We start from the raw sequence: 11,806 nt of genomic DNA on the forward strand, positions 1-11,806 counted from the left end.
TACCAGGACCGAGCCTGAGCCGCTACTCCCGGGGGACGTTCCGCAGCAGGTCACGCAGGCCCTCGGAGTCGAGCAGATCCGCCGGGCTGAGCGTGTGGCCGTGGCGCACGTAGTGGAACGCCGCGCGCACGCGGTCCACCGGCACGTTCTTCAGCGCCGCCCACGCGAGGCGGTACGCGCCCAGCTGCACGGCCAGCGCGGGCAGCCGGTCGGCCGAGGGCACGGAGCCGGTTTTCCAGTCCACCACCGTCCAGCCGCCGTCGGGATCGGCGTAGACGGCGTCCATGCGGCCGCGCACGGTGATCCCCTCGACGTCGGCCGAGAACGGCACCTCCACGGCCAGCGGCACGCGCTCGGCCCACTCACTGCGTTCGAACGCCTCCTGCAGCTGTTCGAAATCGGCGTCCGGCGCCTCATCGAGGTCGGCTGCGCCCGGCAAGTCGTCGATGTCCAGCAGGCCCTCACCGGAGAACCGCTGTTCGAGCCACGAGTGGAAGGCGGTGCCGCGGCGCACGAACGTACTGGGCGGCAAGGGAAGTGGCCGGCGCAGCTTGCGCGCGAGCGCGTCGGCGTCGGCGGCGAGTTCCACGAGCTGGCTCACCGACAGCTGCGCGGGCAGCACCACGCGATCCACAGTGGACTGGGCGCGGGCGCGTTCGGCGAGCAGCACGTCGGTGTCGGCGATCCAGCCGTCGGGGTCGGCGGGGTCGACCTCATCGGCACTGTCCTCTTCGTACTCATCGGCCGGCGGCCCGTCCGGTTCCCCGGCAAAATCGTCGTACTCGTCGGGCTCGGGCGGCAGCGGCACGTCGTCGTCCTCGGCGGCGACGCTGAACAGGTCGGGCTGCTCGTCCCGCGGCTCCGGGGGTGGGGGCGGTGGCTGCTTCGCGAGCTCCGCCATCGCCGCGAACACCAGCTCGACTCCCGTCGCCACCCCCGTCCGGCGGTCGCCGAGCGGGTCGACGGGCCAGCGGGCCGTGCGGGAGTCGGCGACGAGCGGGTTCTCCTCGTCCTCGGCGGGTTCGTCGGCCCACGCGTCGAGCACGCCGATCGGCGGGTCGGCTTCGCGCAGCACGTCGGCGATCTCGGTGAGGAACACCGACGGTCCCTTGGCGCGCGTGCTGCTTTCGTTCCACCAGTGCCCGGACACGATCAGCGCGCGCTCCGACCGCGTGAGCGCGACGTAGCACAGCCGGCGCTCCTCGTCGGCTTCCCGCGCGGCGAAGCCCTCTTCGTGCAGTTCGAGCGCTTCCTGAACCTCCTTGCGGTCGAACCCGGCGGAGATCCGCAGCTCCGGCAGGTCCGCCGAGTCACCGCGCAGGATCGCGGGCAGCGAGGTCGACGTGCGCAGCCACGACGAGGACCGGCGCTTGCTCGGGAACACCTCGGTGACGAGGTGCGGCACGGCCACGACCTCCCACTCCAGCCCCTTCGCGGAGTGCACGGTCAGCACCTGCACGCGGTCGGGCACGACCTCCACCTCGCCCGGCGTGAGGCCGTCTTCGGCGTGCGCGGCCGTGTTCAGGTAGTCCACAAAGGACAACAGGGTGGCCGTGGGCGCCGTCTCGGCGTAGTCGGTCACGACCTCCGCGAACGCGTCGAGGTGCGCGCGGCCCGCCGAACCGGGCCGCGCCAGTGATTCGACGTCCAGCAGCATCGTCCGCTCGACGTCGGCCACGAGTTCGGGCAGCGACTGGTCGAGCCGGCGGCGCAACGCGGCCAGCTCCGCGCCGATGCGCCGGATGCGCCGGTACCCGTCCTCGGAATACCGTTCCGGCGCACCGGGTTCGTCGACGGCGTCGATCAGGCCGGCCTGCTCGGCGCGTTCGGTGACGAGCACCGGCTCTTCGGCGGATTCACCCTGCGGCGCCGGGGACGACAGCTCACCCGCCCGGCGCCACAGCGCCGCCAGATCGGCCGCGGCGAGCCGCCACCGCGCGCCCGTGAGCAGGCGCGCGGCCGCGCTTCCGGCCAGCGGGTCGGCCAGCACCCGCAGCGTGCTGACGAGGTCCGCGACCTCCGGCTCGTCGAGCAGCCCGCCCAGGCCGACGACCTCCACGGGCAGCCCGCGCAACCGCAGTTCCGCCGCGATCGGCGCCATGTCCGCGCGGCGGCGCACGAGCACGGCGGCCGTCGGCGGTTTGCCGGACTCCTCCTTCTCGGCGTGCCAGCGGCGCGCCAGGGCGTCGGCGGCCCACTCGCGTTCCGCCCGGACGTCGGGCAGCAACGCCACCGCGATGTCGGCCGGCCCGGCGCCGTCGCGTGCCCGCAGCGGCTGCACCCCGAGCCCTCGCGCCCGCAGCGGTTCCGCGACGGCGTTGGCGAGCGCCAGGATCTCCGGCGGGTTGCGGAAACTGGTGAGCAGGCCGAACTCGTGCGCGGGGGCGAGCTGCCCGGCGACGCGGCGCGGGAAGTCCGTGGTGAAGCGCGGCAGGTTCGCCGCGGACGCGCCGCGCCAGCCGTAGATCGCCTGTGCGGGGTCGCCCACGGCTGTCACCGGCATCGGTGCGTGGTCCCCCATCCCGAACAGCGACCGCAGCAGCACGCGTTGCGCGTGGCCGGTGTCCTGGTACTCGTCGAGCAGCACGGCGCCGTACCGCTCGCGTTCACCCGCGACGACGGCGGGATACCCGTCGGCCAGCTGCGCGGCCAGCGACATCTGGTCGGCGAAGTCCAGCGCGCCCTCGGCGCGCTTGCGCCGGTGGTACGCCTCGACGAGCGGCAGCAGTGCGAGCCGGAACCGTTGCGCCGCCATCACTTCCTGCAGCTTCACCGGCAAGGACGCCCGCTGCCCCTTGGCGCGCGGCGCGTTCTCGATCACGTCGCACAGCCACTGCGTGTACTCGGCGAGCTTGTCCGTGGGCACGAGGTGCTCGCCCAGTTCGCCGGCCAGCGCGAGCAGCTGCGCCGTGACCGACGACGGCACGCGATCGGTGTCGAGGTCGTCGTCCCAAGTGGACACCACGCGGTGCGCGAGCTGCCAGGACGACGTCTCCGACAGCAGCCGCACGCCGGGCTGCACGGGCAGCCGCAGACCGTGTTCGGACAGCAGGCGCCCGGCGTAGGCGTGGTAAGTCAGCACGGTCGGCTCCCCGGCCACGACGACCGCGCGCAGGCCGCCCGTCGGGTCGATCTTGTCGAGCAGCCCCGAACCGGCCAGCCGCCGCAGCCGGGCGCGCACGCGTTCGCCGAGCTGGCGCGCGGCCTTGCGCGTGAACGTGAGGCCCAGCACGCGTTCCGGGCTCACGATCCCGTTGGCGACGAGCCACACCACGCGCGCGGCCATCGTCTCCGTCTTGCCCGCGCCGGCGCCCGCGACGACCAGCGACGGCTCGACGGGCGACGAGATCACGGTGGCCTGTTCGGGCGTCGGGCGGTGCAGCCCCAGCGCGTCGGCGATCTCCGCGGGTTCCACGGGGCTCGCGAGGAGGAACGAGCTCACGGCCCCGTCACCTGCCGGCCCTCGGGCCGCAGCGGGCAGCAGCCCCGCGCGGGACAGCGGTCGCAGTCCGGGTTCTCCTGGGCCTCGTAGCCGGGCCCGGCCGCGGCGGCCGCCGCCGACCGCACCAGGTCGAGCCACTGCCGGCCGCCGTCCTCGTCGAGCGGCGGCTGGTCGCGCTGGGTGGCGCCGGTCTTGGCGTTGGACTTCGCGACGTACACCAGCCGCGCGCCGCCGGGCGTGTTCTTGCCCTCGATGGCACCGAGGAGCACGGCGAGCTGGTACGCGGCCAGCTGCGGGTGCTGCTCCGCGTCGGCACCGGACACGGGCACCTTGCCGGTCTTGATGTCGACGATCACCGGCCGGCCGTCCTTGTCGAGCTCGACGCGGTCGACGCGGCCGCGCAGCAGGACCCGCACCTCGTCGTCGCCCATCGGCAGCTCGACCTCGATGTCCTGCTCGACCCCCGACTCGACGAGCTCCTTGCGGCTGCCTTCCAGCCACCGCACGAAGTTCTGCAGCATCGCCTCCACGCGGTTGCGTTCGCGCCGCGAGAACCACGGCGCCCCGGCGTCGACGCGCACCCAGGCGTCGTCGAGCGCGGCCTGGATCTGGTCGTCGGTGCGCCCGCCCGCGACGGCTTGCGCCAGCCCGTGCACGAGCGTCCCGGTGACGGCGGCGAGCTGCGCGGGGTCGCTGCCGCCGTGGCGTTCGACGAGCCAGCGCAACGGGCACTTCACCAGGACTTCCACTGTGGACGGTGAGATCCGCATCAGGTCGCCCGGGCCGTGCACCGGCTGGTCGGTGGACGAGGGCAGCAGCCCGTACCACGTGCTCGGGTGCGCGCCGGGCACACCGGCGTCGGCCAGCCGCGCGAGCTGCGTGGCCGCGCGTTCGCGCCGTTCGGGGTCGGCCTTGTCGTCGCACACGACTTCGCGCAGCTCACCGACGAGCTCGGCCAGCACCAGCGACCGGCCCGGTGGCTTCATGCGGGAGTCGAGCGCACCGTCGTCGGCGCCGTTCTCCTCCAGGTCGTCGAGGAACCGCGACGGCTGTTCGTCCTCGCCCGCGACGGCCGTGACCAGCAACGTGCTCCGCGCGCGGGCGGCGGCGACGTAGAACAGCCGCCGCTCTTCGGCCAGGATCGGCGCGATCGCCGACACCCGGTCGTTGTCGTCCACTCCGGACAGCACGTCGACGAGCCGTTCGACCCCGAGGACCGAACCGCGCAGCCGCAGGTCCGGCCACGCGCCCTCCTGCACGCCCGCCACGGCCACGACCGTCCACTCGCGACCCGCGGCCGCGTGGGCGGTCGCCAGGGTCACCCCTTCGCCGGGAATGGCGGCGGGCGCGAGCGTGTCGCCCGCGATGTTCTGCGACGACAGGTAGTCGGCGAACGCCGCGACGCTCGCGCGCGGCAGCCGGTCGACGTAGCGGCCCGCGGCGTCGAACAGCGCGACCACGGCGTCGAGGTCCCGGTCGGCCTGCGCGCCGAGTGAACCGCCGCGGTCGACCAGCCGCAGCAGCCGCTCCTGCAGCGCGCTGGCCTCCCACAGCTCCCACAGCACCTGCTCCACGCCGTCACCACGCACGGCGGCCCGGTTCGTGACGCTCAGCAGCTTGCCGACGCGCCGGACCGGACCGGCCTCGGCGTCGGCGAGCCCGGCCAGGATGTCCCCGCCGCGCAGCGCTTCCACGAGCAGTTCGTCGCTGGAGCGCTGGCCGCCGCCCGCGAGTTCCAGCCGCCGCAGCCCCCGGCGCAACCGGCGCAGCGCCAGCGGATCCGCGCCACCGAGAGCCGACGACAGCAGCATCTCCGCGAGGTCGACGTCGAGCAGTTCGGGCTCGGCGGCGATCCGCAGCACGGCCAGCAGCGGCCGCACGGCGGAGTGCTTGGCCAGCGGCAGTTCCTGGGTGGCGGAGCCGATCGGCACCCCGGCCGCGCGAAGAGCTCGTTGCAGCACCAGGAAAGTCCGCGCCGGGGAGCGCACGAGCACGGCCATGTCCGACCACGGCACGCCGTCGACGAGGTGCGCGCGCCGCAACTGGTCGGCGATCCAGCTCGCCTCGGCGGCGGGCGTCGGCATCAGCCGCACGCGGACCTTGCCCCCGCGTTTCCCCTGCGGTGACACGATTTTCCGGTGCGCCGACGCCCCCGGCAGCGTCGCGCCGAGGCGCGTCACGGCCTCGCGCACGGCGGGCGCGAGCCGGTGCGACGTGGTGAGCACGACCGTGCGGTCGCCGTCGTCGTCCGCGTCGGCGAACAGCCGCGGATCGGCGCCGCGGAAGGAGAACACGGACTGGTCGGGGTCGCCGGCCACCACGAACTCGGCGGCGGTGAGCCCGATCTGGCGGATCAGCTGGACCTGCAGCGGGTCGAGGTGGTGGGCGTCGTCGACGAACAGGTGCCGCACGCGGCTGCGTTCGCGCTCGCGCAGCTCCTCGTCGTCCTCGAACGCGAGCAGTGCCGACGTGACGAGCTCGGCGGCGTCGAGCGCGGGCGCGCTGCGGACGCCGAGCGCGTTGCCGCCCGCGCCCTGCAGCTGCGTGACTTCCTCGTACTGCGCCCAGAAGTGCCCGGCCGCCACCCACTCCTCGCGGTCCTTGCGGTGGCCGAGCTCGACGAGGTCCTCGGGCCCGAGACCGCGTTCGGCGGCGCGCATCAGCAGGTCGCGCAGCTCCTCGGCGAAGCCGGGCACGTTCAGCGCCGGGCGCAGCTGCTCGGGCCAGTCGGGCGCGCCGATCGCCAGGTCGCCCTGCAGCAGGTCGCGCACCACCACATCCTGCTCCGCTCCGGCCAGCAGCCGCGGGGGCGGCAGTTCCTCGGCGCGGGCTTCGAGTCGCAGCAGCGAGAAGGCGTACGAGTGGACCGTCCGCACCAGGGGCTCACTCACCGTGCGCGGCAGCGGCGAAGCCTGCTCCGGATCGGAGGTGAGCCGGCGCGTGATGTCGGCGCGCAGCGCGTCGGCCGAGCGGCGTGACGTGGTGAGCACCAGCACGCTCTCCGGGTCGGCACCCTCGGCGATGCGGCGCGCGGCCGCGGTGGCGAGCAAGGTCGTCTTCCCGGTACCCGGGCCACCGAGCACGCGCAGGAACCCGGCGGGCGCCGAGAGCACGCGGCGCGCGCCGGCGTCCCAGGTGAACGTGGGTGCGCCGGCGGCGGGCGGGCGCACGAGCCGCGCCTGTCCCTGTACCGTCCTCCGCCCGTTCACGTCATTGATGGAAGCACGCCGCCACGGGCGGGTGGCGCACCGGCACGCACTTGGCGACCGGCGGCCGGAACTGTCGGTGGCATGCGGCACAGTGCTGGGGTGGACGACGAACTTCACGAGCGGATCCGGGCCGTCATCAGCGACGTGCCGGCGGGGACCGTCGCGACGTACGGTGACATCGCGGCGCTCTCCGGTGCGCCCTCTCCGCGCCTGGTCGGGCGGGTGCTCGCCGAGGACGGGCACGACCTGCCGTGGCAGCGGATCCTGCGCGCGGACGGCACGCCGGCGCCGCACCTGGTCCACGAGCAGCTCGAACGCCTGCGTGCGGAGGGGGTGCTCGCCGACGGTCAGCGCGTAAACCTGCGGAAGTACCGGTGGCAGCCCGACGGGCCGCCGGAAGAGGACGGTCCCGCCGGGCTCTTCTAAGCACGCGCGCTTTCACAAGCGCCGTCGTTTAGGTTAGCCTCACCTAATGGCATTGCTGACTTCCCACCGCGGCCGGGTCACCGCGGTCCGGCGCGTCACCCCGCACCTGGCCAGGGTCACGTTCGACAGCGCGACGCTGGCCGCGTCCGAGGGGTTCGGCCCCGATGCGTACCTGAAGGTGTTCTTCCCGCTCGCGGGGCAGGACGAGCCGCAGCTGCCGCCGCCTCCCTCCGGCGGCGACGTGCTGTCCTGGTACCGGACCTACCTCGCGATGCCCGACGAGGTCCGGCCGCCGATGCGCACCTACACAGTGCGCGCCCTGCGGCCCGAGCGCGCCGAGGTCGACATCGACTTCGTGCTGCACGACGACGACCTCGGCCCGGCATCGTCGTGGGCCGCGCGGGCGGCGGCCGGCGACGCGGTCGCGTTCGTCGGCCCGCACAGCCTCTACGAGGTGCCCGGCGGCTCGGACTGGCAGCTGCTCGTCGGCGACGAGACGGCCCTGCCGGCGATCGGCGCGATCGTGGAGGCGCTGCCGCGATCGGCGCGGGCGTCGGTGTACGTCGAGATCCCCGACCGCGCGGAGCGGCAGACGTTCGACACCGCGGGCGCGGTGGAGCTGCACTGGGTCGTGCGCGGCGAGCGGCCGCACGGTGCGGCGCTGCTCGACGCGCTGCGCGTCGCGAACCTGCCGGGCGGGGCGCCGTACGCGTGGGTGTCGGGTGAGGCGAACGCCGTGAAGCACGTGCGCCGCCACCTCGTGCGCGACCGCGGTTTCGACAAGGCGGCGATCTGCTTCACGGGCTACTGGCGCCACGGCATGAGCGAAGAAGCCGTCGGGCGCGAGCGGGTGGCGGCGGCGCCCTAGCCCAGGGTGGCCACGACCAGCTTGACCAGGGCACCGAGCCGTTGCCGCTCGGGCTGGCAGGTCGGGATGCCCGCGGCTTCGAGGGGTGCCGCGGTCACCGGGCCCACGCAGAACGTCTTGATCTCGCCCCGCCGCAGGACGTCGACCACCGCGTCCCGGCGGTCCCCGGCGAGCGTCAGGAAGTTGGTGGCGGCCGGGGCGCTGGTGAAGACCAGCGCCTGGACCTCGGCCGACAGGATGTCGTGGACGAGGGAGAACACCGGCTGCGCGTTCGGCGGCGACAGCCAGCGGTAGGGCTGGACGGTGACGACTTCGGCGCCGGTGAGCCGGCTCGTGAACTCCGGCAGCGGCGCGCCGTGCAGCTGGACGGCGACGCGCTCGTCCTCGACACCCGCGTCGATCAGGGCCTGGAAGAGCTCCGCGTTGCTCTCGCCGGGCGCCGCATAATCCTCGCGCAGGCCCAGGCCGCGCAACGCGCCGACGGCTTTCGGGCCGCGCGCGAAGATCCGCGAGGCCGCGAGGGCTGTGAGCAGGTCGTCCTTGAGGCCCCAGCCGTCGGCGGCGCCGACCCAGCCGCGGAAGCCGGCGCCGGTCGTGACGGCGGTGAAGCCGACGGGCGCGGCGAGCACGGTTTCCGTGCTGCGCTTGAGCTCCGGGTCCTCGGCGAGCGGCACGATGGTGATCGTGGGCGCGTGGCGCACCTCGGCGCCGTGGCGGATCAAGGCGCCGATGAGGTCGTCGGCGCGGCGTTCGGCGGTGACGCCGATGCGCACCCCGTGGAGCTCACCCATACGTCGCTCCCATCTCCCTGATCGCTTCCGCGAGCTGCGCCCGCAGGTCGGCCGGCTCGAGTACTTCCAGGTGCGGCCCGAACCGCAGCAGTTCGCCGATCGCCGGTTCGCCCGGCTCCACCGGCAGCCCGATCGTGAGCCAGCCCTCTTCGTCGGGCTCCGCGCCGCCGTCGAGCGCCTCGCGCAACGCCCGGGCGCCGACGCTGCCCGCGTAGAACGGTACGAGAGCCTGCGCGCGCGGTGACAGGCGCACCGTCGCGATCCGCGGGTACATGCGGCGTTCGAACTGCGCCGACCACTCCTGCCAATAGGCGGGGAGGTCGAAGTCGGCCGGTCGCTCGAACTCTTCGCCGAGGTCCGTCAGCTCGCGGATGCGCGAAATCCGGTACGTGCGATCGGTCCCCTCGCACCGGCCGGCGAGGTACCAGTTGCCCGCCTTGAGGATCAGGCCGAGCGGCTCCAGCACCCGCTCGACCTCCTGCTGTCCCCAGCGTTCGTAGCGGATGCGGATGCGGTGGGCCGACCACACGGCGTCGGCCACGAGGGACAACGCGGGCACGCTCTCGATGCCGCGGTGCCAGCCGGGCACGTCGAGGTAGAAGCGCTCGGCGACCCGGCCGGCGCGGCTGCGCAGCTCCTTCGGCAGGGCGGCGTACAGCTTGAGCTGCGCCGCCGCCAGCACCGTGCCGAGTCCCAGCTCCGCCGCGGCCACCGGCAGCCCGGCGAGCGACAGCGACTGCGCCTCCTCCTCGGTGAGCCCGGTCAGCCGGGTGCGGTAGCCGTCGACCAGCTGATAACCACCGGCGCGGCCGCGGTCGGCGTACACGGGGACGCCGGAGGCCGAGAGCGCGTCGATGTCGCGGTAGACCGTGCGCACGGAGACCTCCAGCTCGGCGGCCAGCTCTTCGGCCGTCATCCGGCCGCGGTTCTGCAGCAGGAGCAGCACCGTGAGAAGTCGGGAAGCGCGCACGAATCGAGTATGCCCCGAAATCCTGACACAAGCTGACAGGTATGGGCGGTTGAGTGGGCGGCATGAACGAATTCAGCATGAAGAAGTGGGACGAGCACCTCGCGAGCGGCGAGGAGGGCGGGCCGCGCGTGGCCTACGCGCACGCCACGATGGAGTACCACGGTGTCATCGAAGGTGAGTCGATCTGCGATTACCTGCTGTACTACGCGGGTGAGGGTTACGACGGCGGCGGCACGACGTCACCGAGCTTCGAGCGCTTCGACGGCGTGGTCGGCGGCCGCCGCGGCACCTTCGTCGTCCGCCACGAAGGCGGGTTCGACCCGAAGGGCATCTGGTCGAAGTTCGAGGTCGTGCCCGGTTCGGCGACCGGCGGGCTCGCCGGGCTGGCCGGTTCGGGCACGGTGACGGGTGTGCTCGGCGAGCCGACCGTGTCGTACACGTTCGACTACCGGCTGGGCTGAGGAGGCGGCTGTGCTCGAAGTGTCGCGCAAGCAGGTCATGGCGTACCGGGTCGCGCAGCACGGGCTGCACCGCAGCGCCGCTGATCCGGTGTCGTCGTCGCTGTTCGACCTCGGCCTGCAGGACAGCATGCGCGACACCGCGTTGCTCGCGCTCGCCGCGCGGTCGGCTTCCCCGGTGGACCCGAATTCCCTTGTGGACGATCCACGCCTGGCCCTCGTGTGGTCGCACCGCGGTGCACCGCACTTCCACCGGCGCGCGGACCTGCCGGAGCTCGTGGCTTCCCTCGTGCCGCTCGACGATGACGACGCGCTGGCCCGGATGCTGTGGCAGAAGAAGGAAATCGGCGCGACGGGCGTGCCGGCCACTGAAGTCCTGTTCACCGCGGCGCGCGCGATCCGCAAGGTCGTGACGAAGCCGATGTCGAAGGGCGCCGTGAGCGCCGCTGCGACGCGCGAACTGCCCGACGCGTATTCACGCTGGTGCCGCGGCTGCAACGCCACGCACATCCAGGAACAGCTCATGCGCGTCGCCACCCTCCACGGCGGCGTGCGCCTGGAAGCCGACCAGTCCCCGGCGACGCTCGCGCCGCTGGAGGATCGCGGCCGCATGCGAACCTCACCGGACCCGGCCGCCGCGTCCCGCGTGGTGCGCGGCTACCTCACCGTGAACGGCCCCGCCACCCAGGGCGACGCGGCGGGCTTCGCCGGCACGGCTAAGACGGTGGTCGCGCGGACGTGGCCGGCCGACCTGACCGAGGTCCGCGTGGACGGCCGGCGGGCGTACCTGCCTTCGTCCCAAGTGGACGCATTGGAGAACCCGCCTTCACCGTCGGTGGTGCGGCTGCTGCCGCCCCTGGACCCCTTCACCCAAGCCCGCGACAAGGCGGTACTGGTGCCCGACACGGCGCGTGCCAAGGAAGTCTGGAAAATCCTGGGCAGCCCCGGCGCCCTCCTGGTGGACGGCGAACTCCTGGGCGTGTGGCGCACCCGCGGCTCGGGCAAACGGCTGGCCTTCACGCTCACGGCCTTCGACCCCCTCCGCCGCGCGGACCGCGACGCGGCCGAAGAGGAAGCCGCCCGGGCTGCGACTGCGCGGGGGTACGGGGATTTCTCGGTGACCTGGGCTTAGTTTCCCCGCGGCCCGCCGGCGCTCAGGATTCGTCGATGGTCGCGAGGCGGGCGGTCAGATCCTCGACGAAGCGGTCCAGCAGCCGGCCGAAGGTGGCGCGGTCTTCGGCCGGCCAGTCGGCCAGTGCGTCGGTGAACCAGCCGAGCACGGCTTGCAGGTAGCGGCCCGCCGCGGTGGTGCCGTCGGGGGTGAGTTCGATCAGGCGGGCGCGCTGGTCGTCCGGGTCGGTCACGCGGGCGACGAGGCCGCGCTTCTCCAGCGCGTGCAGGTGGCGCGTGACGTGCGGGCCGACGACCTGCATGCGCGAGGCGATCTCCCCGACGCGCAAGGGTTTCCCGGCTGTCCGCAGCGTGACGAGGACGCTGACGGCCGGCCGGTCGAGCGGGATGCCGACCTGCGCCATGGCCCGTTCGGTCAGCTGGCTGCGGTTGAGCGCGTTGCCCAGCTGCATCAGCCGCGGCAGCACCGCCGCCGGGTCGATTGTGTCACCCATCACACCTCATAGATACC

Annotated in this window: 9 protein-coding genes; 4 read left to right on the forward strand and 5 right to left on the reverse strand. The window is 73.5% G+C overall.

All coding sequences use genetic code 11. From position 1 onward, the window contains the following. Positions 1 to 22: 22 nt before the first annotated feature. The gene (locus ACIA77_RS34710; protein WP_395890279.1) at positions 23 to 3,442 is read right to left on the reverse strand and encodes an ATP-dependent helicase; all 3,420 of its coding nucleotides are present in this window, start codon (positions 3,440 to 3,442) and stop codon (positions 23 to 25) included. Next, complete coding sequence (locus ACIA77_RS34715) at positions 3,439 to 6,612, reverse strand: ATP-dependent helicase (RefSeq protein ID WP_395890334.1); 3,174 nt, start codon at positions 6,610 to 6,612, stop codon at positions 3,439 to 3,441. The genes ACIA77_RS34710 and ACIA77_RS34715 overlap by 4 nt, the downstream gene beginning before the upstream one ends. Positions 6,613 to 6,750: 138 nt before the next feature. Between ACIA77_RS34715 and ACIA77_RS34720 the strand changes: the two genes are divergently transcribed. Together ACIA77_RS34720 and ACIA77_RS34725 are read left to right on the forward strand one after the other, a co-directional pair. After that, positions 6,751 to 7,077, forward strand: a complete 327-nt coding sequence (locus ACIA77_RS34720; RefSeq protein ID WP_395890280.1) for an MGMT family protein — start codon at positions 6,751 to 6,753, stop codon at positions 7,075 to 7,077. A gap of 46 nt (positions 7,078 to 7,123) precedes the next feature. Further along, positions 7,124 to 7,945, forward strand: a complete 822-nt coding sequence (locus ACIA77_RS34725; protein ID WP_395890281.1) for a siderophore-interacting protein — start codon at positions 7,124 to 7,126, stop codon at positions 7,943 to 7,945. Here the strand turns inward: ACIA77_RS34725 and ACIA77_RS34730 are convergent. Both ACIA77_RS34730 and ACIA77_RS34735 read right to left on the reverse strand, forming a co-directional pair. Continuing rightward, positions 7,942 to 8,736, reverse strand: coding sequence for a uroporphyrinogen-III synthase (locus ACIA77_RS34730; protein ID WP_395890282.1), 795 nt, complete (start codon positions 8,734 to 8,736; stop codon positions 7,942 to 7,944). The genes ACIA77_RS34725 and ACIA77_RS34730 overlap by 4 nt on opposite strands. Beyond that, a complete protein-coding gene (locus ACIA77_RS34735; RefSeq protein ID WP_395890283.1) occupies positions 8,729 to 9,706 on the reverse strand; it encodes a helix-turn-helix transcriptional regulator in 978 nt (325 codons plus the stop codon). Before ACIA77_RS34735 ends, ACIA77_RS34730 begins: the two co-directional genes overlap by 8 nt. A gap of 62 nt (positions 9,707 to 9,768) precedes the next feature. On the opposite strand from ACIA77_RS34735, the gene ACIA77_RS34740 reads away from it, so the two are divergent. Continuing rightward, a complete protein-coding gene (locus ACIA77_RS34740) occupies positions 9,769 to 10,167 on the forward strand; it encodes a DUF3224 domain-containing protein (RefSeq protein ID WP_395890284.1) in 399 nt (132 codons plus the stop codon). Between the two features lie 10 nt (positions 10,168 to 10,177). Beyond that, positions 10,178 to 11,296, forward strand: coding sequence for a DNA glycosylase AlkZ-like family protein (locus ACIA77_RS34745; protein WP_395890285.1), 1,119 nt, complete (start codon positions 10,178 to 10,180; stop codon positions 11,294 to 11,296). A gap of 22 nt (positions 11,297 to 11,318) precedes the next feature. On the opposite strand, the gene ACIA77_RS34750 is transcribed toward ACIA77_RS34745, so the two are convergent. Beyond that, positions 11,319 to 11,789: a MarR family winged helix-turn-helix transcriptional regulator gene (locus tag ACIA77_RS34750; RefSeq protein WP_395890286.1), complete on the reverse strand. Its 471-nt coding sequence runs from the start codon at positions 11,787 to 11,789 to the stop codon at positions 11,319 to 11,321. Positions 11,790 to 11,806 lie beyond the last annotated feature (17 nt).

Source organism: Amycolatopsis sp. NPDC051903 (assembly GCF_044452505.1).
Lineage (GTDB): Bacteria > Actinomycetota > Actinomycetes > Mycobacteriales > Pseudonocardiaceae > Amycolatopsis.